This is a genomic window from Burkholderia sp. AU6039 (assembly GCF_002223365.1).
Classification (GTDB): Bacteria; Pseudomonadota; Gammaproteobacteria; order Burkholderiales; family Burkholderiaceae; genus Burkholderia.
The window spans coordinates 1,909,993-1,933,688 of record NZ_NKFK01000003.1 but is presented as its reverse complement, the minus strand read 5'-3'; the positions used below and the strand labels follow the sequence as shown (position 1 = coordinate 1,933,688).

The 23,696-nt window shown below is 67.3% G+C and carries 20 protein-coding genes; 14 read left to right on the top strand and 6 right to left on the bottom strand.

The features are described 5' to 3' along the window. Window positions 1-2 precede the first annotated feature (2 nt). The 5 genes from CFB39_RS11800 to cyoD all read left to right on the top strand — a co-directional run bounded on the left by CFB39_RS11800 (window position 3) and on the right by cyoD (window position 5,647). Window positions 3-1,532, top strand: coding sequence for a NuoM family protein (locus tag CFB39_RS11800; protein ID WP_069248321.1), 1,530 nt, complete (start codon window positions 3-5; stop codon window positions 1,530-1,532). 276 nt (window positions 1,533-1,808) lie between these two features. Beyond that, entirely contained in the window at window positions 1,809-2,696 is an 888-nt protein-coding gene (gene cyoA, locus CFB39_RS11795) for a ubiquinol oxidase subunit II (protein ID WP_089425725.1), read from the top strand. 3 nt (window positions 2,697-2,699) lie between these two features. Then, the gene (cyoB, locus tag CFB39_RS11790; RefSeq protein ID WP_069248320.1) at window positions 2,700-4,706 is read left to right on the top strand and encodes a cytochrome o ubiquinol oxidase subunit I; all 2,007 of its coding nucleotides are present in this window, start codon (window positions 2,700-2,702) and stop codon (window positions 4,704-4,706) included. Further along, the gene (cyoC, locus tag CFB39_RS11785; RefSeq protein ID WP_089425723.1) at window positions 4,706-5,314 is read left to right on the top strand and encodes a cytochrome o ubiquinol oxidase subunit III; all 609 of its coding nucleotides are present in this window, start codon (window positions 4,706-4,708) and stop codon (window positions 5,312-5,314) included. Before cyoB ends, cyoC begins: the two co-directional genes overlap by 1 nt. Next, window positions 5,315-5,647, top strand: a complete 333-nt coding sequence (cyoD, locus tag CFB39_RS11780) for a cytochrome o ubiquinol oxidase subunit IV (RefSeq protein WP_009692722.1) — start codon at window positions 5,315-5,317, stop codon at window positions 5,645-5,647. A gap of 107 nt (window positions 5,648-5,754) precedes the next feature. Here cyoD and CFB39_RS11775 read toward each other — a convergent pair whose 3' ends face one another. Beyond that, the gene (locus CFB39_RS11775; protein ID WP_039342572.1) at window positions 5,755-6,054 is read right to left on the bottom strand and encodes a DUF4148 domain-containing protein; all 300 of its coding nucleotides are present in this window, start codon (window positions 6,052-6,054) and stop codon (window positions 5,755-5,757) included. A gap of 216 nt (window positions 6,055-6,270) precedes the next feature. Between CFB39_RS11775 and CFB39_RS11770 the strand changes: the two genes are divergently transcribed. From CFB39_RS11770 to CFB39_RS11760, 3 genes are read left to right on the top strand one after another with little or no spacing between them, the layout of a single operon-like run. Next, entirely contained in the window at window positions 6,271-6,945 is a 675-nt protein-coding gene (locus tag CFB39_RS11770; RefSeq protein WP_069248317.1) for a response regulator transcription factor, read from the top strand. A gap of 11 nt (window positions 6,946-6,956) precedes the next feature. Continuing rightward, a complete protein-coding gene (locus CFB39_RS11765; protein WP_089425950.1) occupies window positions 6,957-8,348 on the top strand; it encodes a HAMP domain-containing sensor histidine kinase in 1,392 nt (463 codons plus the stop codon). Between the two features lie 18 nt (window positions 8,349-8,366). After that, a complete protein-coding gene (locus tag CFB39_RS11760) occupies window positions 8,367-9,032 on the top strand; it encodes a response regulator transcription factor (RefSeq protein WP_089473129.1) in 666 nt (221 codons plus the stop codon). Between the two features lie 73 nt (window positions 9,033-9,105). On the opposite strand, the gene CFB39_RS11755 is transcribed toward CFB39_RS11760, so the two are convergent. From CFB39_RS11755 to CFB39_RS11740, 4 genes are all read right to left on the bottom strand, one after another. Further along, a complete protein-coding gene (locus CFB39_RS11755; RefSeq protein ID WP_089425721.1) occupies window positions 9,106-9,363 on the bottom strand; it encodes a DUF4148 domain-containing protein in 258 nt (85 codons plus the stop codon). Between the two features lie 110 nt (window positions 9,364-9,473). After that, window positions 9,474-10,889 carry an efflux transporter outer membrane subunit gene (locus CFB39_RS11750; RefSeq protein WP_089473128.1) on the bottom strand — a complete coding sequence of 472 codons (1,416 nt, stop codon included), beginning with the start codon at window positions 10,887-10,889 and terminating at the stop codon, window positions 9,474-9,476. Next, window positions 10,882-12,057, bottom strand: a complete 1,176-nt coding sequence (locus CFB39_RS11745; RefSeq protein WP_089473127.1) for an efflux RND transporter periplasmic adaptor subunit — start codon at window positions 12,055-12,057, stop codon at window positions 10,882-10,884. Before CFB39_RS11745 ends, CFB39_RS11750 begins: the two co-directional genes overlap by 8 nt. After that, entirely contained in the window at window positions 12,047-15,265 is a 3,219-nt protein-coding gene (locus CFB39_RS11740) for an efflux RND transporter permease subunit (RefSeq protein ID WP_089473126.1), read from the bottom strand. Before CFB39_RS11740 ends, CFB39_RS11745 begins: the two co-directional genes overlap by 11 nt. A gap of 297 nt (window positions 15,266-15,562) precedes the next feature. Here CFB39_RS11740 and CFB39_RS11735 point away from each other — a divergent pair, with 297 nt between their 5' ends. From CFB39_RS11735 to CFB39_RS11710, 6 genes are all read left to right on the top strand, one after another. Then, window positions 15,563-15,928 carry a hypothetical protein gene (locus CFB39_RS11735; RefSeq protein ID WP_089473125.1) on the top strand — a complete coding sequence of 122 codons (366 nt, stop codon included), beginning with the start codon at window positions 15,563-15,565 and terminating at the stop codon, window positions 15,926-15,928. A 142-nt stretch (window positions 15,929-16,070) separates the two neighbouring features. Continuing rightward, entirely contained in the window at window positions 16,071-17,942 is a 1,872-nt protein-coding gene (locus CFB39_RS11730) for an extracellular solute-binding protein (protein ID WP_089473124.1), read from the top strand. Window positions 17,943-17,994: 52 nt separating this feature from the next. Beyond that, window positions 17,995-19,038 carry a microcin C ABC transporter permease YejB gene (locus CFB39_RS11725; RefSeq protein WP_089425715.1) on the top strand — a complete coding sequence of 348 codons (1,044 nt, stop codon included), beginning with the start codon at window positions 17,995-17,997 and terminating at the stop codon, window positions 19,036-19,038. A gap of 48 nt (window positions 19,039-19,086) precedes the next feature. Further along, window positions 19,087-20,184, top strand: a complete 1,098-nt coding sequence (locus tag CFB39_RS11720) for an ABC transporter permease (protein WP_011352500.1) — start codon at window positions 19,087-19,089, stop codon at window positions 20,182-20,184. Then, window positions 20,181-21,803 carry an ABC transporter ATP-binding protein gene (locus tag CFB39_RS11715; RefSeq protein ID WP_089473123.1) on the top strand — a complete coding sequence of 541 codons (1,623 nt, stop codon included), beginning with the start codon at window positions 20,181-20,183 and terminating at the stop codon, window positions 21,801-21,803. Before CFB39_RS11720 ends, CFB39_RS11715 begins: the two co-directional genes overlap by 4 nt. Window positions 21,804-21,931: 128 nt before the next feature. Further along, complete coding sequence (locus tag CFB39_RS11710) at window positions 21,932-22,606, top strand: C40 family peptidase (protein ID WP_089425713.1); 675 nt, start codon at window positions 21,932-21,934, stop codon at window positions 22,604-22,606. A gap of 148 nt (window positions 22,607-22,754) precedes the next feature. Here CFB39_RS11710 and CFB39_RS11705 read toward each other — a convergent pair whose 3' ends face one another. After that, window positions 22,755-23,669, bottom strand: coding sequence for a patatin-like phospholipase family protein (locus CFB39_RS11705; protein WP_089425949.1), 915 nt, complete (start codon window positions 23,667-23,669; stop codon window positions 22,755-22,757). Window positions 23,670-23,696 lie beyond the last annotated feature (27 nt).

Here is a 23,696-nt window from a genome sequence, read left to right as displayed (position 1 = left end):
ACATGCATGATTTTCCCTTCCTGAGCCTGGCCATCTGGGCTCCGATCCTGTTCGGCGCGTGCCTGCTGCGCGCCGGTTCCGATCATCATCCACGCCGTACGCGGCTGATCGCGCTCGTCGGCGCGCTGGTGGGGCTTGCGGCGGTCGTGCCGCTGGTTGCCGGTTTCGATGCGCACTCGGCCGCGATGCAGTTCGTCGAAAGCCGCAACTGGCTGGCGGCGTTCAATTCCGGATGGCGGGTCGGCATCGACGGCGCGTCGCTGTGGCTCGTCGTGCTGACCGCGTTCACGACGCTCGTGGTCGTGGTGGCGTCGTGGGAGTCGGTCACGGTACGCGTCGCGCAGTACTACGCGTCGTTCCTGATCCTCTCGGGGCTGATGGTCGGCGTGTTCGTCGCACAGGACGGGCTGCTGTTCTTCATCTTCTTCGAGGCGACGCTGATCCCGCTGTACCTGCTGATCGGCACGTGGGGGCGCGAGCGTCGTGTGTACGCGGCCGTGAAGTTCTTCTTCATCTCGTTCGCCGGCTCGCTGCTGCTGCTGATGGCGATGCTGTACCTGTACGCGCAGTCGCATACGTTCGACATGGCCGTATGGCGCACGCTGCAGCTCGGCTTCGCGCCGCAGTTGCTGGTGTTCCTCGGCTTCTTCGCCGCCTTCGCGGTCAAGGTGCCGATGTGGCCGGTCCACACGTGGCTGAGCGACGTCTACACCGACGGCCCGACCGGCGCCGCGCTGATGCTCGCGATGCTCAAGCTCGGCGGCTACGGGTTCCTGCGCTTCGCGCTGCCGGTCACGCCCGATGCGAGCCACTTCTTCGCGCCGGCCGTGATCGCGCTGTCGCTGTTCGCGATCGTCTACGCGAGCCTGATCGCGCTCGCGCAGACCGATCTCGGCAAGCTGCTCGCGTATTCGACGGTCGCGCACATGGGGATCGTCACGCTCGGGCTGTTCCTGTTCAACCGGATCGGCGTCGAAGGCGCGATCGTCCAGCTCGTGTCGTACGGCTTCGTCGCGGGCGCGATGCTGTTGTGCGTGAACGTGCTCGTCGATCGCACGAAGCAGCGCGAGATTGCCGCTTACGGCGGCGTCGCGGGCGTGATGCCGCGTTTCGCGACCTTCACGGTGCTGTTCGCGATGGCCAACGTCGGCCTGCCGGGCACGTCGGGGTTCGTCGGCGAGTTCATGGTCATCATGGGCGCGATCCGCTTCAACTTCTGGATCGGCGCCATCGCGGCGCTGACGCTGATCCTCAGCGCGTCGTACACGCTGTGGATGCTCAAGCGCGTCGTGTTCGGCAAGGTCGCGAGCCAGCGGATCGCGAAGCTCGCCGACCTGAACCGTCGCGAGATCGTGATGTTCGCGTCGCTCGCACTGGTGGTGCTGGCGGTCGGCATCGATCCCAAGCCGTTCACCGACGCGATCGATCCGACCGTCGGACGGCTGATCGAAGACGCGAGCCATTCGAAGCTGCCGACAGGGGACGGCCCTGCGCAGCCGCAGCCGTCGTACATGGCATCGACGCGCGGCTGATCGCGGCACGTCGCGCGGAGTGGGGCGCACCGCACGGCGGTGCGGTCGTTGCACGCGCATCGATTCCGTCGCGGTCCGGCGCAGGCAGCGCCGGGCCGGCTTCCGGCTGCGTGAAATTGCCCCGCGACAATCTGTCTCACGGCAGATTCTGCAATGATGATTATCCGCATTAGCTGGTTTTTCATCGCACTCGCGCGACGTATGATTCGGCCACTTTCGTGGATCGAATGCGCATCGGGCATACGCAAACGGATTCAATGACCCTCGGGCTGTGTGATGAAAAGAAAAGCTTCAAAAGGCGGAGTGGCGCTGATGTCGATCGGCGCGGCTTTGAGCCTGTCAGGCTGTAATTTAGATGTACTAAATCCGAAAGGAAGCGTGGGCGCTGCCGAAAAGGCGCTGATCGCGACGTCCACCTGGGCGATGCTGATCGTCGTCGTACCGGTGATCCTGCTCACGCTGTGGTTCGCGTGGCGTTACCGCGCGTCGAACCGCAACGCCACCTACGCGCCGAACTGGTCGCACTCGACCGCGATCGAGGTCGTGATCTGGACGGTGCCGACCCTGATCATCTTGTTCCTCGGCGTGCTCACGTGGAAGACCACGCACGAGCTCGACCCGTACAAGCCGCTCGAGTCGTCGGTGAAGCCGATCGACGTCGAGGTCGTCGCGCTCGACTGGAAGTGGCTGTTCATCTATCCGGAACTCGGCATCGCGTCGGTGAACCAGCTCGCGATTCCGGTCGGCACGCCGGTGAACTTCCGCATCACGTCGGATTCGGTGATGAACTCGTTCTTCATCCCGCAGCTCGGCGGCCAGGTCTACGCGATGGCCGGCATGCAGACGCGCCTGCACCTGATCGCCGACGAGCCCGGCAACTATGCGGGCACGTCCGCCAACTTCAGCGGCCGCGGCTTCTCCGACATGAAGTTCCGCACGCTCGCCGAGCCGCGCGAACAGTTCGATGCATGGGTGCAGAAGGTGAAGGCGTCGCCGGAGCGGCTCGACGCGACCGTGTACGGCACCGTCGCGCAGCCGAGCGAGAAGGCGCCCGTGCGCTACTTCTCGTCGGTCGATCCGCGGCTCTTCCACAACATCATCGCGAAATACAACGATGGCCACGTCCTCGACCTGAAGGACGCCGCCTGCGGCACGAAGGGGTAACGCATGTTCGGCAAACTCACACTCTCGGCGATCCCGTTCGATCAGCCCATCATCATGGGGGCCGGCGCCTTCATGGGGCTGGTCGTGCTGGGCATCCTCGCCGCGCTGACGATCACCGGCCGGTGGAAATGGCTGTGGACGCAATGGCTGACCACGGTCGACCACAAGAAACTCGGCGTGATGTACATCATCGTCGCGCTGATCATGCTGCTGCGCGGCTTCGCGGACGCGATCATGATGCGCATGCAGCTCGCGCTCTCGTACAACGGGCCCGGCTACCTGCCGCCGCACCACTATGACCAGGTCTTCACGGCACACGGCGTGATCATGATCTTCTTCATGGCGATGGTGTTCATGGTCGGCCTGATGAACCTGATCGTGCCGCTGCAGATCGGCGCGCGCGACGTCGCGTTCCCGTTCATCAACTCGCTGTCGTTCTGGATGACGGCCGTCAGCGCGATCCTGATCAACATCTCGCTCGTGATCGGCGAATTCGCCCAGACGGGCTGGCTTGCGTATCCGCCACTGTCGGAGCTGCAGTTCAGTCCGGGGGTAGGGGTCGACTACTACCTGTGGGCGCTGCAGATCTCGGGCGTCGGCACGCTGCTGACCGGCGTGAACTTCTTCGTGACGATCATCAAGATGCGCGCGCCGGGCATGACGCTGATGAAGATGCCGGTGTTCACGTGGACCGCGCTCTGCACGAACGTGCTGATCATGGCGTCGTTCCCGATCCTGACCGCGACGCTCGCGCTGCTCGGCCTCGACCGTTACCTCGGCATGCACTTCTTCACGAACGAAGCCGGCGGCAACGCGATGCTGTACCTGAACCTGATCTGGGCATGGGGTCACCCCGAGGTGTACATCCTGATCCTGCCCGCGTTCGGCATTTTCTCGGAAGTCATCTCGACGTTCGCGAAGAAGCCGCTGTTCGGCTACAAGACGATGGTGTACGCGACCTGCGCGATCATGGTGCTGTCGTTCCTCGTGTGGCTGCACCACTTCTTCACGATGGGCTCGGGTGCGAACGTGAACGCGTTCTTCGGCATCATGACGATGATCATCGCGATCCCGACCGGCGTGAAGGTGTTCAACTGGCTGTTCACGATGTATCGCGGCCGGATCGAATTCACGACGCCCGTGCTGTGGACGATCGGCTTCATGGTCACGTTCACGCTCGGCGGCATGACCGGCGTGATGATGGCGATCCCCGGCGCGGACTTCGTGCTGCACAACAGCCTGTTCCTGATCGCGCACTTCCACAACGTGATCATCGGCGGCGTGCTGTTCGGCTATCTCGCGGGCTTCAACTACTGGTTCCCGAAGGCGTTCGGCTTCAAGCTGAACGAGAAGCTCGGCAAGGCGGCGTTCTGGTTCTGGCAGATCGGTTTCTACGTGGCGTTCGTGCCGCTCTACGTGCTCGGCTTCATGGGTATGACGCGCCGGATCAACCATTACGACAACCCGGCCTGGCATCCGTGGCTGCTGGTCGCCGCATTCGGCGCCGTGCTGATCGCGATCGGCATTGCATGCCAGCTGCTGCAACTGGTGGTCAGCATCCGCAACCGCAACCTGCCCGAGTACCGCGACACGACGGGCGATCCGTGGGGCGGCCGCACGCTGGAGTGGGCGACCTCGTCGCCGCCGGCCGACTACAACTTCGCGGTGATCCCGCACGTGCGCACGCTCGACGCGTATGCGGACATGAAGGCACACGGCGAAGGCCGGCCGAACCCGGCGGCGATTCGCGACATCCACATGCCGTCGAATACCTGCGCGGGCCTCGTGGTCGCGATCTTCAGCCTGGTGCTCGGCTTCGCGCTGGTGTGGCACATCTGGTGGATGGCGATCGGCGGGCTGGTCGGGATCGTCGCGACGCTCGTGATCTACAGCTCGCGTGACAACGACGGCTATTACATCCCCGCGTCGACGGTGCGGAAGATCGAAGACAAGCAGCCGACGAAGCGCGTGGCTGCGCGCGTCGACGACGTGGAACTGGAGGCCAACTGATGTTGCAGAAAACCTTGAGCGCAACCCTGCTCGAGCACGACGACCATCCGCCGTCGCATTCGGTGTTCGGGTTCTGGCTGTACCTGATGACCGACTGCGTGATCTTCGCGGCGCTGTTCGCGACGTTCGCGGTGCTCGGCCAGCAGTATGCGGGCGGGCCGACCGCGAAAGACCTGTTCGACATTCCGGGCGTCGCGGTGGAAACCGCCGCGCTGCTGCTGTCGAGCATCACGTACGGCTTCGCGATGCTCGCCGCGTACAAGCAGCGGCGCGGCGCGCTGCTCGCGTGGCTCGCGGTGACGTTCGTGCTCGGCGCGGCGTTTCTCGTGATGGAACTGCGCGAGTTCTCGCACCTGATCGCGGAGGGCGCAGGCCCGCAGCGCAGCGCGTTCCTGTCGGCGTTCTTCACGCTGGTCGGCACGCACGGGCTGCACGTGACGGCCGGCCTGCTGTGGATGATCGTGCTCGCCGGGCAGATCGTGTTGCGCGGCGGCGACCTGACCGATCGCGACCTGCGACGCCTGACGTGCCTGAGCCTCTTCTGGCACTTCCTCGACATCGTGTGGATCTGCGTGTTTTCCTTTGTCTATCTCGCGAGCGTGATCTAAATGGCCCATTCGCATTCGTCTCAACTCGAAGAAGGGCACGGCAGTGTCGGCGGCTACGTCGCCGGTTTCATCCTGTCGGTGCTGCTCACGGCCGCGTCGTTCGGCCTCGTGATGGGCGGCGTGCTGTCGCCGCACGCGTCGCTGGTCGCGCTGGCCGTGCTCGCGTTCGTGCAGATCGTCGTGCACCTCGTGTACTTCCTGCACATGAACGGCTCGTCGGGCCAGCGCTGGAACGTGATGGCGTTCAGCTACACGGTGCTGACCGCGGCGATCCTGATCGTCGGCACGCTGTGGGTGATGCACAACGTCAGCATGAACATGATGTCGCGCTGAGCGGCAGCCCAGCGCAGCGGTCGAGATCCATGCGCGTTCATGAACAAAAGGCGGCACGCGAGTGCCGCCTTTTGTTTTTCCCGGCCGTGTTGCGCCGGGCAGCGGAATCAGTGCCGTGCGCCCGCATCCGCCGTCAGCGCGTGCGTGCAGTCGGCGCGGTACTCGGCGGCAAGCCGATCTTTCGCACCATCGAGATCGTCGGGGTAATACGGGCTCGCATGCGCCGGCTCGTAGCCGACCTGTTCGAGTTCGGTCAGCTCGCGCACGAGGTCGGCATGCGTGACGTCGTGGCCGGTGTGGACGAACGGATACGCGTTGCATTCCTGCGGCGTCAGGTGCGGTGCCGCGAACGCGGCGGTGCTGGCGCATGCGAGCAGCATGCAGGCGACGGTAGTCGACAGTTTCATCCGGTAGCTCCTGGTTGCGCGGCCCGATGCCGCATGACGTCAGCGTAGGCCGCGTGCACGACGGGGCGGGCGACGCACGGATGAAACATGTTTCACCCGTGCGCCACGGCGCCGGATGAAGCATTTTTCATGTAACGCCGCACGGCGATCGGGGCGTCTACGATAGTCGCGGGCGCCTCGCGTGCGCCCGTCATGAGGTTCATTGCGAGGGCAACCATGCGAGTACTGACGGTCGAGGATGATGCTGTGACCGCGAACGAAATCGTCGGCGAGCTGACCGCGCGCGGGTTCGAGGTCGACTGGATCGACAACGGCCGCGAAGGCATGCTGCGCGCGATGAGCGCGTCGTACGACGCGATCACGCTCGACCGGATGCTGCCGGGCGCGGACGGCCTCGCGATCCTGACCGCGATGCGCACGGTCGGCATCGATACGCCGGTGCTGATGCTGAGCGCGCTCGGTGATGTCGACGAACGCATCCGCGGGCTGCGCGCGGGCGGCGACGATTACCTGACGAAGCCGTTCGATTCCGGCGAGCTGAGCGCCCGCATCGAGGTGCTGCTGCGTCGCCGGCAGGCGTCGGGCGTGCCGCAGCAGACGCTGTTGAAGGTCGGCGCGCTCGAGCTCGATCTCATTTCGCGCTGCGCGCGTCGCGGCGCCGACGAGATTCCGCTGCTGCCGACCGAGTTCCGCGTGCTTGAATTCATGATGCGCAATGCGGGGCAGACGATCACGCGCACGATGCTGTTCGAGACCGTGTGGGGCTATCACTTCGATCCCGGCACCAACCTGATCGACGTCCACATGGGCCGGTTGCGCAAGAAGATCGACCCGCCCGGCGCGACCCCGATGATCCAGACGGTGCGCGGCTCGGGCTACATGCTCGCATGACGGAGGCCCGGATGGATGCGGCTCGCGCGGCGAACTTCACGCGCCGCTGGCACACGACGACGTTTCGCTGGCTGTGCGCGTATGCGGCGATCTTCTCGGTTTCGCTGCTCGTGCTCGCGGGCGTGATCAGCGTGGCCGCGACGCACACGATGGCGCGCGACACCGACGAGGTGCTCGCGTGGCAACTGATCTATTTTGATTCGATTCCCGATGCCGAGCTGCCGCTCGCGATTCACCGGCGGCTCGAGCACGAGCACATGCATACCAGTTTCTACGGGCTGTTCGACGCAAACGGGCGCCGCGTGGCCGGGGACATCGCGACGCCGCCCGCGCTGCGCACGGATCGCCACGGACGCACGCTGAACCGCACGCTTGCGCCGCTCGACGGCCAGCCCGCGCCGATCACGCGCGCGATGGCGGTACGCCGCGACAACGGGATGACGCTAGTGGTGGCGCGCGACCTGTCGCATTTCATCCAGATCCGCGATGTCGCGATCCGCGGGCTCGTGATCGGCGGCGTGATGATCCTGATCGCGGGCATCGCGGGCGGCAGCATGCTCGGCATGCGGCAGATGCGCCGCGTCGCCGCGATCCGGCGCGTTACGCGGCAGATCGCCGAGGGCGATCTCGGCAAGCGGCTGCCGGTCGGACGCTACGACGAACTGGACCTGCTCGCGCATCTCGTGAACCACATGCTCGACGAAGTCGAGCGGCTGATGGGCGAGGTCCGTCACACCTGCGACGGCATCGCGCACGATCTGCGCACGCCGCTCGCACGCGTGCACACGATGCTGGCCCGGCTCGCGGAGCAGCCGTTTTGCGCGGACGACCCGGCGTCGTCGGCATTGCTCGCGTCGGCGCGCGACGAGACTGACCGCTTGCTCGAGCGCTTTCGCGCGATGCTGCGCATCTCCGAGATCGGTACGCTGAGCCGGCGTGGCGGCTTTGCCGCGGTCGACGTCACGGCCTTGTTGCGCGACGTTTGCGAGCTCTATGAGCCGTTGGCCGAAGCCGTCGACGTGTCGTTCGAACTCGCCGCGACATCGGTCGACCGCATTCACGGCGATCGCGCGTTGCTGTTCGAGGCATTCAGCAATCTCGCGGACAACGCGATCAAGTTCACACCGCCGGGCGGCCGCGTGCGCGTCGCGCTCCATTCAACGCCGAGCGGGCCGCTCGTGCGGATCGAGGACACCGGGCCCGGCATCCCGCCCGGCGAACGCGACGCGGTGCTCGAGCGTTTCTATCGCGGAGAGCGCACGCGCCATGTGAGCGGCTCGGGGCTTGGGCTGAGCATCGTCTCGGCGGTGATGCGCGTGCACGGCTTTGCGCTGCGGATCGGCGATGCGCCGCGGGCCGGTGCGGCGATCACGGTCGAATGCTGGCCGCGCTCGCTCGCATGACGGCGTCGGGGACGAGCGATGCGCATCCTGCTGATTTCCCCGCCGAACCCGGAGGCGGCGCGGCTCGACAAGGCCTTTCGCGAGAGCACGCATGGTGTCGAGCGCGTCGACGGATGGCGCGACGGCTGCTTCGTGGCGACCGAGGACCGGTTCGATGCCATCGTGATCATTGCGCCCGACACGGTTGCCGACCCGGCGATGCTCGAGGCATTGCCGCGACTCGCCGCATCGGCCGGCGGCGCGACGCTTGCCGCGATCGTGGCCGGCACGACACCTGCGCAGCGCGCGCGGATGTTGCTGGCCGGCTGCGATGTGTGCCTTGCCCATCCCTGTTCGTTCGTGGAACTGCACGAGCGGTTGCGCGCGCTGTGGCGCCGCAACGGTGTCATCGCGATGCGCGAGTCGGTCCGGCTCGACGTGGCCGCGCGCGCACTCGAGGAGCGGGGCCGGAGGCTGGCGCTCAGCATGCGGGAATTTCGTCTCGTCGAATGCCTGCTGCGCGAAGCGGGGCGACCGGTCGGGCGCGATGCCGTGCTGCGTTATGCATGGGGTGATGCCGACGTCGAACCCGAGACGGTCAATGCGCTGGTCGTGCGGTTGCGGCGCAAACTGGCCGCACACGCGTTTTCCGCGCGCATCGAAACGGTCGCGCGATTCGGGTTCAGGTTCGACGCGGGCGGGTGACGATGCGGGATCGCGCCGTGCTGGTGGAGGGTGCGCATGCCGCGCGTCGCGCGGCATGTCCGATTGCGTGCGTTCAGTGCGAATAGAGTTCGCGGTTGAGCTGCGCGAGCTGGCCGTCGCGTTCGGCGCGGACGAGTTGGCGATACACCTGCGCGCGTGTCAGCGGCGTGGCCGGTCGCGCGTTCCATGCCGGTTGCGACGACAACGATGCGGAAGCGGTCGCGGCGTACGTCTGCGGCGCAGTCGCGGTGTCGGGCTGCGTCGCGCTGGCCCGGCCGGGCAGCGCGACACACAGCGCGGAGAGCAGGGTGGCGAACATCAATGTCTTCATGGCGTGATCCTTTTCAAGTGACGGTGGCCGGTGCTGCGATGGCGATGCCGGCAGGATCGACGTTATCGAATGCGCCCGTGCGGGCACCGGGCGCGCCGATGAAGAAACGTTCATGAACGCGCGTCGTGCCAGCCGCCGCCGAGCGCGCGCACGAGCCCGACGGATGCCTGCAGGCGGCGGGCGTCGACGTCGAGCGCCGCGATCTGCGTATCGAGTTCGGTGGTCTGCGCGGTGACCACGTCGAGATAGCTGACCGCGCCGTCGCGATAGCGCGACATCGCCAGCGCAAGCGAATGCCGCGCCGCGACGAGCGCCGCGTCGTCCTGGTCCGATTCATCGCCGAGGCGGTGCAACTGCGCGAGATCGTCCTCGACGTCGCGGAATGCCTGCAGCACGACCGCGCGGTAACGCGCGCCCTGTTCGTCGAACTGCGCGCGCGCATGGCGTACGCCGGCGGCACGCCGGCCCCCGTCGAACAGCGTCATCGCGAGACGCGGCCCGATCGACCAGATCTCGTTGGGCGCGGCGAGCCACGGCGAAAACGTATCGCTCTGGAACCCGGCATCGAGGCCGAGCGACAGGTCGGGAAAGTACGCGGCACGTGCGACGCCGATCCGCGCGTTCGCGGCCGCGACGCGGCGTTCGGCGGCGGCGACGTCAGGCCTGCGTTCGAGCAGCGTCGACGCGAGTCCCGTCGGAATCGACGGCACGCCCGGCAGCGCCGCAACGAGCGGCAGCGAGAACGTCGACGCGGATTCCCCGACGAGTGCCGCGATCGCATGCTCGTCGAGCGCGCGGCGCGCGGCGATGTCGGAAGCACGCGCCTGGGCGAGCGCGAGTTGCGTTTGCGCACGCGAAACGTCGAGCCCCGATGCGAGGCCGCCGCGATGGCGACTGACCGTCAGTTGCCATGCACGGCGGAACGTGTCGATCGTTTGCGCGAGCGTGTCCGCTTCACGGTCGAGCCCCGCCAGGTCGAAGTAGGTGCTGGCGACGGTGGCCTGCAAGCTGAGCCGGACCGACGCGAGGTCATCGTCGGCCGCCTGCGCGTCGTCGCGGCCGGCCGCGACCGCGTTGCGGACCTTGCCCCACAGATCGACGTCGTAGCCGAATCCCGCTTCGAGCGTGTTCGACTCATAGGTATCCGGCTGACCGCTGCCGCGCAGCGGCCGGCGCGCGGACTGACGGTCGCGGTCGGTCTCGGCATCGATGCCCACGGTCGGCAGCAACGCCGCATGGGCCTCGTCGAACAGCGCGGCGGCTTCGTCGTGCCGCGCGACGGCGGCGGCCAGGTCGGGATTCGCGCGCGCGACGAGCGGTTCGAGCCGGTCGAGTGTCGCGTCGCCGTACACGCGCCACCAGCCGTCACGCGGCAGGCGATCGGCTGGTACGGCATCGACCCACGCGCCCGTTTCGCGAAACGCGGTCGGCACCGGAACGGCTGGCGCGCGATAGGCCGGCGCCAGCGAGCAGCCGGCGAGCAGCGCGACGCTGCCCAGCCATACAGCGAGCAGACGGTCAGCCATGCGCACGCTCCGTCGCCGTAGTGCCGGCGATACGCACGGGGTCGCCGTCCGCGAGTGAATCGGGCGGATTGTCGATCACGCGGTCGGTGGCCGCGAGCCCCGATGCGATCTCGACACGCGTGCCGAGATCGGTCGCGATCGATACGTTGCGCAGGTGCGCATGCCCGGTTGCATCGAGCACGGCGACTTGCAACCCGTCGTGGCGGAAGATCAGCGTGCTTGCCGGAATCGACAGCGCATGCGCGGCGCCGGGCATCGCGATCCGCACTTGCGCATACTCGCCCGGGAACAGCGTGCCTGCCGGGTTGGCGATCGAAAACTGCGCGAGCAGCGTGCCGGAAGCCGGATCGATCGATTGGGCGGAATCCGCGAGCGTGGCGTCGAACGTCATGCCGGGACGCTCGGGCACGGTCAGCGCGACACGCATGCCTGCGCGGATCGCGGCCGCGTCGTCTTGCGGAACGTGGACGTATAGCCGCAGCCGCCGCGCGTCCGAGACGGTGAAGAGTTCGGCGCCGTTGCCGCTGCCCGCGTCGATCAGCGCGCCGACATCGGTCTTGCGGGCCGTCACGATGCCGTCGAACGGCGCGGTGAGCCGCTTGAACGATTCGAGTGCTTCGAGCCGTCGCACGTTGGCGGTGCTCGCCGCGACGGCCGCGCGTTTCGCGTCGAGGTCGCTGCGTTTCTCGTCGGCCTCCTGCTGCGAGACGGAATCCTGCGCGAGCATCTCGGCCCAGCGAGCGGCCGTGACGGCGGCAAGCCGTTCGTTCGCGCTCGCACTTTGAAGGTCGGCGCGCGCCTGCTGCAACTGCTGGTCGAGATCGGGCGTATCGATCGACGCGAGCAACTGCCCGGCTTTCACATGCGCGCCGATGTCGGCGTACCACGCGTGGAGGTAGCCGGGCACGCGCGCGTAGATCGGCGCGTCGACGTACGCGTCGAGCCGGCCGGGCAGCACCAGCGCGTCGGCCGCGGCCGGCTGCGGCGCAACCGTCGCGACGGTCGGGATCGCCTGTTGCACGGTCCAGGCGGCGACCGCGTGCGCATCGTGCATGCGGGCGACAAGGCCGGCCGCCGCGACGGCGAGCGCGGCGATGGCGCCCGCGATCGCGAGCGGTTTCAGGTAGCGCGGCGTGCCAGGAGGGCGGACTTCGAATTCAGTGGACATGCTGTTCTCCCGGAGTGAGGGGCAGGGATTCGGAACGAGGCGCGCGATCGCGCCGGTGGACGAGGCTGAACACGACGGGCACGAACACGAGCGTCGCGACGGTCGCGCACAGCAGGCCGCCGATGACCGCACGGCCGAGCGGCGCGTTCTGCTCGCCGCCGTCGCCGAGACCGAGGGCCATCGGCGCCATGCCGATGATCATCGCGAGTGCGGTCATCATCACGGGCCGAAAGCGCGTGAAGCCGGCTTCGAGCGCGGCGACGGCAGCATCAGCGGTATGCGCGAGCCGTTCGCGCGCGAAGGTCACGACGAGGATGCTGTTCGCGGTCGCGACGCCCATGCACAGGATCGCGCCGGTCAAGGCCGGCACCGACAGCGGCGTGCGCGTGACGAACAGCATCCAGACGATGCCGGCGAGCGCCGCGGGCAGGCCGCTCACGATCACGAATGCGTCGCGCCACGAATGGAAGTTGACGACGATCAGCAGGTAGATCAGCAGGACCGCGCCGGCGAGGCCCGCGAGCAGCCCGCCGAATGCGCCGTTCATCGTCTGCACCTGGCCGCGCACGGTCACGCGCGATCCCTTGGGCAAGCCGGCCGCGCTCGTGTGCAGGACGCGTTCGATGTCGGCGCTGACCGCACCGAGATCGCGGTCCTGCGTCGTCGCGAAGATGTCGTACAGCGGGGCGATGTCGTAGTGCGACACGACCGCGTCGGTCTGTCCGCGCACGATCGTCGCGAGCCCGCCGAGCAGTTGCGGCGCGCCCGAGCGGCCCGTGACGGGCAGCGCGCGCAGGTCCGCCAGCGACGTCATCCGGTACTGGGGCGTCTGCGCGACGATCGGATACGACACGCCGTTGTGCGGATCGAGCCAGTAGGTCGGCGACACCTGGCTTGTGCCGGACAGGCTGGCGACCACCGCATTGGTGACGTCCTGCTCGGTGATGCCGAGTTGTGCGGCCCGCGTGCGGTCGACCGACACGGTGAACTGCGGATAGGTCGACGCCTGCTGCACGCGCGCATCGGCCACCCCCGGCACGCCGCGGATGCGCCGCAAAAGCTCGGTCGCATAGGCGCGGTTGGCGGCGCGATCGGGGCCCGTCACCTGCACGTCGATCGGCGCGGGCGCACCGAAGTTGAGGATCTGGCTCACGATGTCGGCGGGCAGGAACGAGAACGTCACGCCGGGAAACGCACGCGGCAGCCGCGTACGCAACTGCTTGACGTAGTCGGCGGTCGGCGCGTGGTCGCCCGAGAGCGACACGAGGATGTCGCCGTCCTGCGGGCCGATCGTGCCGCTGTTGCTGTACGTGAGGTTGATCCCGCTGTTCGGCAGCCCCATGTTGTCGACGATGCTCGCGATCGCGTGCGGCGGCACGCCGCCGCGCACCGTCTGCTCGACGTGGTCGAACAGCGCGGCCGTTTCCTCGATGCGCGTGCCGATCGGTGCGCGCACGTGGATCGCGATTTCGCCCGCGTCGACCGACGGGAAGAAATTGCGGCCAAGCCACGGGACCAGCACGAACGACACGGCCACCGCCGCGAGGAACAGCGCAACGAAACGTGCGCGGTGGACGAGTGCGAGACCGAGCACGACGCGGTAGCCGGCGCGCAGTGCCGCGAAGCGGCGCTCGAACCCCCGCTGGAACGCGACGAGCGGATTGCGTGCGCGTGGCGGCGGGAACGGCGCACCATGCGGCGCGAGCGCGGCCGCCGGATGCGCGGCATGCGGCTTCAACAGGTAGCGGGCCATCATCGGCACGAACGTGCGCGACAGCACGAACGACGCGATCATCGCGAAGATCACGGCTTCGGCCATCGGCACGAACAGGAAGCGGGCCACGCCGTCGAGCAGCAGCATCGGCACGAACACGATGCAGATGCAAAGCAGCGACACGAAGGCCGGCGCGACGATCTGCGACGCGCCGTCGAGGATCGCATCGCGCACCGCCTTGCCCTGTTCGAGGTGCCAGTTCACGTTCTCGATCGTGACGGTGGCATCGTCGACGAGAATGCCGACCGCGAGCGCGAGCCCGCCGAGCGTCATCACGTTGAGCGTCTCGCCCGCGGCCGCGAGCGCCGCGATCGCGGCGAGCACGGCGAGCGGAATGGACGCGGCGATGATCAGCGTCGAGCGCCAGCTGCCGAGGAACAGCAGGATCATCGCGGACGTGAGCGCGGCGGCGATCAGGCCTTCGCGCGCCACGCCGCTGACGGCGCCCTTGACGAACACGGACTGGTCGCCCATCACGACGAGCCTGAGCGACGGCGGCAGGGTCGCCTCGATGCGCGGCAACTGCGCCTTGACGCCCGAGATGATGTCGAGCGTCGACGCCGAGCCGCTTTTCAGCACGCTCATCAGCACCGCGCGCCGGCCGTCGACGCGCACGACGTTGCCCTGCGGCGGATAACCGTCGCGCACGTGCGCGACGTCGCGCATGAAGATCACCGCGCCATTCACGCTCCGGATCGGCAGCGCATTGAGCTGGTCGATGGTCAGCGGGCTGTCGTTGAGCCGGATGTTGTACTCGAAGCCGCCGATCTTCTGCGTGCCGGCCGGGATGATCTGGTTCTGCTGCGCCAGCGCGGTCGCGACATCCTGCGCGGACAGCCCCTTGGCCTGCAGCGCCTGCGGATCGAGATCGATCTGCACCTGGCGCACCTTGCCGCCGTACGGCGACGGAATCGCGACTCCCGCGACGGACAGCAGCTGCGGCCGGATCACGTTGGTCGCGTAGTCGCCGAGCTGTTGTTCGTTCAGCGTGTCGCTCGTCAGCGCCAGTTGCAGCACGGGCACGGTCGATGCGTTGTAGTTGAGGATCTGCGGCGGCGTGGTGCCCGGCGGCATCTGCTTGAGCACGGTCTGCGAAATCGACGTGACCTGCGCGGTCGCGGTGCGGATGTCGACGCTCGGCTGGAAGAAGATCTTGACGATCCCGAAGCTGCGGAACGATTGCGACTCGATGTGCGCAACGTCGTTGACCGTCGTGCCGAGCGTGCGCTCGTAGTAGGTGACGATGCGTCCGGCCATGTCGGCCGGCTGCAGGCCCGCGTAGTTCCACACCACGCTGATGACCGGAATCCGGATGTCGGGGAAGATGTCGGTCGGCGTGCGCAGCGCCGCGAGCGGCCCCGCGATCAGGATCAGCAGTGCGAGGACGATGAACGTGTAGGGGCGCGCGAGCGCGAGTCGGACGAGTTTCAGCATCGGCGAGGTCTCCGCCGGCGCGGGGCGCCGGCCTGTCAGCGAAGTGCCGAAGCGCGGCGGGAGCCCGGTTCGGCTCGCGCAGTGTGCGTGGCGCCGCTTAACGCGGGGCGCGGCGCAGGATGAAAGATGTTTTAGGAATGGGGCGTGAGGGGGCTGGGCGGGCGTCGATTGTTACAAGACGTTAGCGCGGGCTTACCGTTGCGACGCGGCGCATCAGTTCTTACAAAGTGGAAATATGCGGAGACGGCGCTTGCCGTTATAGTCGAATCACACATGAAACAACCAGAAGAGGAATCCATGAAGACCTTGCGTGTTGCCTCGCTCTTGACCGGTATGACGGCCTTGCTCGTGTCGGGCGCAGCAATGGCGGGAGTCAATGTCGGGATCAATCTCGGCGTTCCGGCGCCGGTCTACGTCGCGCCCGCACCCGTGTATGCGCCGCCGCCTCCGCCGCCGGTCGTCTATCAGCCTGCGCCGGTCTACGCGCCCGCCCCGGTGTACGCACCGGGACCGGCCATCGTGATCGGCTGGCACGGCGACCGCTACTGGGACGGCCGTCGCTACTGGGGCCGTGACGAGTGGTACCGCCGTCACGGCCGCGGCTGGGGCGATCGTGGCGATCGCGGCCACTGGGACAACGGCCGCCACAACGGCTGGCACTGATCGGCAGGGCGCGCCCGCCCGATGCGCGCCCCCGATCCCGCTCGTGAAGAAACCGCCCGCGTGGCGGTTTTCTTTTGGCTCGCCGGCTTGAATGGGTAGAATCGTCCCTCGTTACTCCCCTCATTCGACCGACAGGGCCTCTATGACGAAGGGTTCGCCCCGGGCCGCCGCCGCGCGCGTCCGCCGTGCGGTACGAACTGCCGGCCGCACGGCCGCGGTGTTCGTGCTGCAAGCGGTGCTGGCCGCGACTGCTGCGCACGCGGCCTACGCCATTGCGCAGTACGGCGAGCCGAAGTATCCGCCGGGCTTCAAGCATTTCGACTACGTCAACCCCGATGCGCCGAAGGGCGGCACGCTCGTGCTGGCGAACCCGAACCGGCTGACCTCGTTCGACAAGTTCAACCCGTTCACGATGCGCGGCAACCCGGCGCCGGGCATCGACATGCTGTTCGAGAGCCTCGCGACCGGCAGCTCGGACGAGCCGGCCTCGGCGTACGGGCTGCTCGCCGACGACATCGACATCGCGCTGGACCGCCGGTCGGTCACGTTCCACCTGAATCCGCGCGCGCGCTTCTCGAACGGCGAGCGCGTCACCGCCGACGACGTCAAGTTCTCGTTCGACACGCTGAAGAGCAAGCAGGCCGCGCCGCAGTTCGCCGCGTATTTCGCGGAGATCGCGAAGGCCGTGGTCGTCGATCCGGCCACCGTGCGCTTCGAGTTCCGCAGCGCGAACCGCGAATTGCCGCTGATCGCCGGCGGTGTGCCGGTGTTTTCCCGCAAGTGGGGATTGCGCGCGGACGGCTCGCGCATCCCGTTCGACCAGCTCGCGTTCGAGCAGCCGATCGGCAGCGGCCCGTACCTGATCGACCAGTACGACAACGGCCGGACGATCACTTACCGACGCAACCCGAGGTACTGGGGCGCCGACCTGCCGGTGCGGGTGGGCACCAACAACTTCGAGCGGATCGTCTACAAGCTGTACGGCGACGGCGTCGCGCGGCTCGAGGCGTTCAAGGCCGGCGAATACGACGTGCTCGTCGAGTACATCGCGCGCAACTGGACGCGCCGCGACGTCGGCAAGCGCTTCGACAACGGCGAGCTCGTCAAGCGTGAATTCCGCCAGCATAACGGCGCCGGCATGCAGGGTTTCTTCATGAACCTGCGCCGGCCGCTGTTTCGCGACGTGCGCGTGCGCCAGGCGCTCGACCTCGCGTTCGACTTCGAATGGCTGAACCGCCAGCTGTTTTACAGCGCCTACACGCGTATGAACAGCTACTTCGCCGACACCGACCTGCAGGCGACCGGCACGCCGGGCCCCGGCGAGCTGAAGCTGCTGGAGCCGCTGCGCGCGCAGCTCGACCCGGCCGTGTTCGGTCCGGTGGTCACGCAGCCGAACACGAATCCGCCGGGCTCGCTGCGCGCGAACCTGCTGAAGGCGCGCGCGCTGCTCGCACAGGCGGGCTGGACCTATCGAGACGGCGCGTTGCGCAACGCGAAGGGCGAGCCGTTCACGTTCGAAATCCTCGACGATTCCGGCGCGTCGATGGAAGGGATCGTGGCGGCGTACCAGCGCAACCTGGCGAAGCTCGGCATCGATGCACGTTTTCGCACGGCCGATTACGCGCTGCTGCAAAAGCGTCTCGATGCGTTCGACTACGACATGACGACGATCCGCCTGCCGGGCGTGCAGGTGCCGGGCGCCGAGCAATACTCGCGTTACGCGAGCAAGTTCGCCGACGAGCCAGGCTCCGACAACTTCATCGGGCTGAAGTCGCCGGCCGTCGACGCGCTGCTGCACGCGCTCGGTACCGCGCAGACGCGCGAAGACCTGCTCGACGCGACGCACGCGCTCGACCGTGTGCTGATGCACGGCTACTACGCGGTCCCGCAGTGGTACAGCACGACGCACCGGGTCGCGTACAAGCGCACGCTTGCCTATCCGCAGACGCTGCCGCTGTACTATTCGGCCGAGGGCTGGGTCGTGTCGACCTGGTGGGCGAAGCCCGATCACTGAGCCACGCCGCCCCAACGTCCCATCCCGCCTACCGATCGCGAGTCGACGCCCTATGTGGAGCTACATCCTCAAACGCCTGCTGCTGATGATCCCGACGCTCATCGGCGTGCTGACCCTCACGTTCGCGGTGATCCAGTTCGTGCCGGGCGGCCCCGTCGAACAGGCCGTGCAGGAATTGCGCAAGGGCGCGACGGAGCAGGGCGCGGTGCCGTTCGGGTTGCGTGCGCACACCGGCGTCGACGCGCAGCAGCTCGCGCAGCTCAAGGCGCTGTACGGCTTCGACAAACCACCGCTCGAACGCTACTGGCTGATGCTCAAGCGCTTCGCGCGCTTCGATCTCGGCGAAAGCTACTTTCGCCACCAGAGCGTGTGGTCGCTGGTCGTGCAGAAGCTGCCCGTGTCGATCAGCATCGGGCTGTGGACGTTCTTCCTCACGTACCTGATATCGGTGCCGCTCGGCATCGCGAAGGCGGTGCGCAACGGCTCGCCGTTCGACGTCGCGACGAGCCTCGTCGTGCTCGTCGGCTATGCGATTCCGGGCTTCGTGCTCGGCGTGCTGCTGCTCGTGCTGTTCGGCGGCGGCTCGTTCTGGCAGCTGTTCCCGCTGCGCGGGCTCACGTCGGACAACTTCGCGCAGCTGTCGCTCGTCGGCAAGGTGCTCGACTATCTGTGGCACATCGCGCTGCCGATCACGGCGTCGGTCGTCGGCAGCTTCGCGGTCGTCACGATGCTCACGAAGAACGCGTTCCTCGACCAGATCCGCCGGCAATACGTGCTGACCGCGCGTGCGAAGGGGCTCTCCGAGCGCAACGTGCTGTGGAAGCACGTGTTCCGCAATGCGATGCTGCCGCTGATCGTCGGTTTTCCGGCTGCGTTCATCGGCGCGTTCTTCACCGGCAGCCTGCTGATCGAGACGCTGTTCTCGCTCGACGGCCTCGGGCTGCTGTCGTACGAGTCGGTCGTGCGGCGCGACTATCCGGTCGTGCTCGGCACGCTGTACCTGTTCACGCTGATCGGGCTCGCGACCAAGCTGATCTCCGATCTCTGCTATGTGTGGGTCGATCCGCGCATTCAATTCGACACCCTGGAGCGCTGACATGAAACCGTCCGTCTGCATGCCCGGCGTCACCGGGCGAGGTGCGCGATGAACCGGGCCGTCGTGTCCTCCCGCATCGATGCGGCGCGCGCCCGCGTGTCGCCGTCGCCCGCGCGCCGCGTATGGCAGCGCTTCAGGCAGCAGCGCCTCGGCTACTGGAGCTTCGTGATCTTTTTCGTGGCCTTCGCCGCGAGCGTGGCGGCGCCGCTGTGGTCGAACGACAAGCCGCTCGTCGTGCGTTATGACGGCCAGTACTATTTCCCGCTGTTCCACGCGTATCCGGAGACGACCTTCGGCGGCGATTTCCCGACGCCGGCCGACTATCTCGATCCGTACGTGCGCAAGCGGCTCGAGGCGCCCGGCAACTTCGTCGTCTACCCGCCGAACCGCTACTACTACGACACGTTGAACTACTTCTCGAACGTGCCGAACCCCGCGCCGCCGTCGCGCGCGAACTGGCTCGGCACCGACGCGCAGGGGCGCGACCTGCTCGCGCGGCTCGTGTACGGGTTCCGCGTGTCGGTCGAGTTCGGGTTGATCCTGACCGTGATCGGCACGCTGCTCGGGATCGCCGCGGGCGCCGTGCAGGGCTTCTTCGGCGGACGCATCGACATCGTCGGGCAGCGGCTGATCGAGATCTGGAGCTCGTTGCCGGAGCTGTACCTGCTGATCATCTTCGCGTCGATCTTCGAGCCGAGCTTCCTGCTGCTGATCGTGCTGCTGTCGCTGTTCGGCTGGATCGGGCTCGCCGACTACGTGCGCGCGGAATTCCTCCGCAACCGCACGCAGGACTACGTGCGCGCGGCACGCGCGATGGGCCTCACGAACTGGCAGATCATCTGGCGCCACGTGCTGCCGAACAGTCTCACGCCGGTGATCACGTTCCTGCCGTTCCGGATGAGCGGCTCGATCCTCGCGCTCACGAGCCTCGATTTCCTCGGGCTCGGCGTGCCGCCGCCGACCCCGAGCCTCGGCGAGCTGCTCGCGCAAGGCAAGGGCAACCTCGACGCGTGGTGGATCTCGCTGTCGACCTTCGGCGTGCTGGTCGCGACGCTGCTGCTGCTGACCTTCATGGGCGATGCGCTGCGCAACGCACTCGACACGCGAATCGCCGATTCGGTGCGCGCGGCGGGAGGCCAGCGATGAACGAACCGGTCGTATCGACGCGGCACGAGCCGTTGCTGGCGCTCGAGCATCTGCATGTGCGCTTCGGCGACACGGTCGCGGTGGACGACGTGACGCTCGCGATCGGCCGCGGCGAGCGCGTCGCGCTGGTCGGCGAGTCGGGCTCGGGCAAGAGCGTGACCGCGCTGTCGATCCTGCGGCTGTTGCGCGACGCCGACGTGAGCGGCGCGATCCGCTTCGCCGGGCAGGACCTGGTGGCCAAGAGCGAGCGCGAGATGCGCGGGCTGCGCGGCTCGGACATCGCGATGATCTTCCAGGAGCCGATGACCGCGCTCAACCCGCTGTATACGATCGGCGTGCAGATCGGCGAGACGATCGTGCTGCACGACGGCGTGTCGGCGGTCGAGGCGCGCAAGCGCGCGATCGCGTTGCTCGCGCGCACGGGCATCGCGGAGCCGGAGAAGCGCGTCGACAGCTATCCGCACCAGTTGTCGGGCGGACAGCGTCAGCGCGCGATGATCGCGATGGCGCTCGCCTGCCGGCCGCGGCTGCTGCTGGCCGACGAGCCGACCACCGCGCTCGACGTGACGATCCGCGCGCAGATCGTCGACCTGCTGCTGGAACTGCAGCGCGAGGAGGCGGAAAAGCGCGGGATGGCGATCCTGCTGATCACGCACGACCTGAATCTCGTGCGGCACTTCGCGGATCGCGTCGCGGTGATGGAGCACGGCCGGCTCGTCGAGAGCGGGCCGGTCGAACGGATCTTCGCGGAACCCGAGCATCCGTACACGCAGCGGCTGCTGAACAGCCGGCCGCAACGCGCGGTCACCCCGGTGATGCCGATCGCGCCCGTCGTGCTCGACGCGCAGCACGTGAGCGTGCAGTTCGCACGCAAGCGGCCGGGCATCGCGGGCTGGTTCGGCTCGGTGCCGGTGACGGCCGTCGCGGACGTGTCGGTGTCGGTGCGGCAGGGCGAGACGCTCGGCATCGTCGGCGAATCGGGGTCGGGGAAGTCGACGCTCGCGATGGCGCTGCTCGGCCTGCAGAAGACGGTCGGCGGCACGATCGAATTCCAGGGGCGCGCGCTGTCGACCTATCGCGGCCGTGAACAGACCGCGCTGCGCTCGAACATGCAGGTCGTCTTTCAGGATCCGTTCAGTTCGCTTTCGCCGCGTCATACGATCGAGCGGATCGTCGGCGAGGGGCTCGAGCTGCATCGCCCGGACATGACGCCCGACGCACGGCGTGCGAAGTCGCTGGCGGTGCTGCGCGAAGTCGGCCTCGACCGCACGGTGCTGCACCGTTATCCGCATGAATTCTCGGGCGGGCAGCGCCAGCGGATCGCGATCGCGCGGGCGCTGGTGCTGGAGCCGCGCATTCTGATCCTCGACGAGCCGACGTCCGCGCTCGACGTGTCGATCCAGCAGCAGGTGCTGAAGCTGCTCGCGAATTTGCAACAGAAATACAACCTCGGCTATGTCTTCATCAGCCATGACCTGGAGGTGATCGGGGCGATGGCGCACCGCGTCGCGGTGATGCAGGACGGGGCCATCGTCGAGTCGGGAGAGGTGGCCGACATCTTCACCAGACCGTCACATCCTTACACACAAAAGTTGTTGAAAGCGGTCTGGAAAGCGTGATAGGCGGCCAATGGTCTGACCATCTCGATTGTATTTATTAATTTGTTTTGACAAACGATTACGCGCTGGCTAGTATCGACCGAAATTTTCCGCCAATCAGCTGATTTTTAAGCACATTCCATCGACCAATGCAGCATCGATCCCTGACCCAGGCATGCGCGCGCACCATCGCCGGGCTGTTCATCGGCGCCCTGTTCGCAGCAGCACCCGGCGCGTTCGCCGACGAAGTCAGCAGTTTTAACCAGAATGTCACGAATTCGACGCAGAACGCGTCGAATGCCTCCCTCCAGCAGACCAGCGCGCAGCCGTCGAGCGGCGGCGCGAAGTCGTTCCTCGCGGGCATGGCCGGCAAGGCAGGCGACGTGGTCGTCGGCGCGCTGAACATGATCGGCGTGCGTTATCGCTGGGGCGGCAACTCGCCGGATTCGGGCCTCGACTGCAGCGGCTTCGTGCGCTACGTGTTCCAGGACACCCTCGGCATGTCGCTGCCGCGTCGTGCGGAAGAGATGAGCCGCGTCGGCGAGAAGGTGAGCATGAGCAACCTCAAGCCGGGCGACCTCGTGTTCTTCAACACGATGCGCCGTACGTTCTCGCACGTCGGCATCTATATCGGCGACAACAAGTTCGTGCATTCGCCGTCGACGGGCAGCACGATCCGCGTCGACGATCTCGACAGCGGCTACTGGGAAAAGCGTTTCACCGGCGCGCGCCGGCTCGAATCGGAGTTCCCGATGAAGCCGGAAGACCTGCGTCAGCGCGTGCGCGCGACGATCGGCGACGATTCCGCGAACGGCAACAACTGACGTTCGACGGCCGGCCCGGCCGGATCGAGAAAACCCTGTCACCGAAAGGCGGCAGGGTTTTTTGTTTTGGGGCGGTGCAAACGGCGGGCTGAAAACCGTCGCGCCGTTGGCGGGCCGGCGGCGCGCGCCGGCCTGCGCCTCGTGCGCTTTACGCGGCGGCCACGCCGCGCGCTGCCGCGAGCTTGCGCTGCAGTTCCGGCATGATGCGCGCGACGGCTTCCTCGCCCGCGAGAATCGCCGCGTTGCGCTGGTTGAAGTCGCTGCCGCCCATCGCGTTCAGGTTCGGGCGGATCACGACGTCCGCGTACTTGTCGAGCTCGTAGGTCTTGATCGTCTGGCCCATGATCGTGAAGGTCTGCAGCAGCATCTCGATCGGGTTGTTGGTTGCCGCGCCGTCCGGCCGGGACGAGATGTCGACCGCGATCACGAAGCTCGCGCCCATCTTGCGCGCATACGACGCGGGCACCGGGCTCACGAGGCCGCCATCCACATACTCGCGGTTGCCGATCTTCACCGGCTCGAACACCGACGGCACGCTGCACGATGCGCGCACCGCGAGCCCCGTGTTGCCTTGCTGGAACAGGATCGGCTGGCCGTTCTGCAGATCGGTCGCGACGATGCCGAGCGGCTTCGCCATCTTCTCGATCGGCCGGTTGTTGAGGGTCTTGTTCAGGAAGTTCTGCAGCGCCACGCCTTGCAGCAGCCCGCGCGAGCGGAACGGCAGCGCCCAGTCGCTGATCGCCGCCTGGTCCATGTCGAGCGCGATCTTGTTGATCTGAAGGGCGCTCATGCCCGATGCATAGAGTGCGCCGACCACCGAGCCCGCGCTCGTGCCCGCGACGATCTCGATCGGGATGCCACGCGCCTCGAGCGCCTTCAGCACGCCGATGTGCGAGAAGCCGCGCGCGGCGCCGCCGCCGAGGGCGATGCCGATTTTCACCGGCTTTTCCTGCGGCAGTGCGGCGCCGGGGCGGGATTTGTCGCCGAACGACGTGCAGGCGGCGAGGCTGGCGGACGCGGCGGCGATCGTGAAGTGGCGGCGCGACAGGCGAGGGGACGACATCGAATGGTTCTCCGGCGGCTTGGCGGC

What these genes read in the sequence shown, in the direction of transcription:
- CFB39_RS11800 (WP_069248321.1), top strand. Translation starts at nt 3, where the DNA reads ATGCATGATTTTCCCTTCCTGAGCCTGGCCATCTGGGCTCCGATCCTG.
- cyoA (WP_089425725.1), top strand. Translation starts at nt 1,809, where the DNA reads ATGAAAAGAAAAGCTTCAAAAGGCGGAGTGGCGCTGATGTCGATCGGC.
- cyoB (WP_069248320.1), top strand. Translation starts at nt 2,700, where the DNA reads ATGTTCGGCAAACTCACACTCTCGGCGATCCCGTTCGATCAGCCCATC.
- cyoC (WP_089425723.1), top strand. Translation starts at nt 4,706, where the DNA reads ATGTTGCAGAAAACCTTGAGCGCAACCCTGCTCGAGCACGACGACCAT.
- cyoD (WP_009692722.1), top strand. Translation starts at nt 5,315, where the DNA reads ATGGCCCATTCGCATTCGTCTCAACTCGAAGAAGGGCACGGCAGTGTC.
- CFB39_RS11775 (WP_039342572.1), bottom strand. Translation starts at nt 6,054, where the DNA reads ATGAAACTGTCGACTACCGTCGCCTGCATGCTGCTCGCATGCGCCAGC.
- CFB39_RS11770 (WP_069248317.1), top strand. Translation starts at nt 6,271, where the DNA reads ATGCGAGTACTGACGGTCGAGGATGATGCTGTGACCGCGAACGAAATC.
- CFB39_RS11765 (WP_089425950.1), top strand. Translation starts at nt 6,957, where the DNA reads ATGGATGCGGCTCGCGCGGCGAACTTCACGCGCCGCTGGCACACGACG.
- CFB39_RS11760 (WP_089473129.1), top strand. Translation starts at nt 8,367, where the DNA reads ATGCGCATCCTGCTGATTTCCCCGCCGAACCCGGAGGCGGCGCGGCTC.
- CFB39_RS11755 (WP_089425721.1), bottom strand. Translation starts at nt 9,363, where the DNA reads ATGAAGACATTGATGTTCGCCACCCTGCTCTCCGCGCTGTGTGTCGCG.
- CFB39_RS11750 (WP_089473128.1), bottom strand. Translation starts at nt 10,889, where the DNA reads ATGGCTGACCGTCTGCTCGCTGTATGGCTGGGCAGCGTCGCGCTGCTC.
- CFB39_RS11745 (WP_089473127.1), bottom strand. Translation starts at nt 12,057, where the DNA reads ATGTCCACTGAATTCGAAGTCCGCCCTCCTGGCACGCCGCGCTACCTG.
- CFB39_RS11740 (WP_089473126.1), bottom strand. Translation starts at nt 15,265, where the DNA reads ATGCTGAAACTCGTCCGACTCGCGCTCGCGCGCCCCTACACGTTCATC.
- CFB39_RS11735 (WP_089473125.1), top strand. Translation starts at nt 15,563, where the DNA reads ATGAAGACCTTGCGTGTTGCCTCGCTCTTGACCGGTATGACGGCCTTG.
- CFB39_RS11730 (WP_089473124.1), top strand. Translation starts at nt 16,071, where the DNA reads ATGACGAAGGGTTCGCCCCGGGCCGCCGCCGCGCGCGTCCGCCGTGCG.
- CFB39_RS11725 (WP_089425715.1), top strand. Translation starts at nt 17,995, where the DNA reads ATGTGGAGCTACATCCTCAAACGCCTGCTGCTGATGATCCCGACGCTC.
- CFB39_RS11720 (WP_011352500.1), top strand. Translation starts at nt 19,087, where the DNA reads ATGAACCGGGCCGTCGTGTCCTCCCGCATCGATGCGGCGCGCGCCCGC.
- CFB39_RS11715 (WP_089473123.1), top strand. Translation starts at nt 20,181, where the DNA reads ATGAACGAACCGGTCGTATCGACGCGGCACGAGCCGTTGCTGGCGCTC.
- CFB39_RS11710 (WP_089425713.1), top strand. Translation starts at nt 21,932, where the DNA reads ATGCAGCATCGATCCCTGACCCAGGCATGCGCGCGCACCATCGCCGGG.
- CFB39_RS11705 (WP_089425949.1), bottom strand. Translation starts at nt 23,669, where the DNA reads ATGTCGTCCCCTCGCCTGTCGCGCCGCCACTTCACGATCGCCGCCGCG.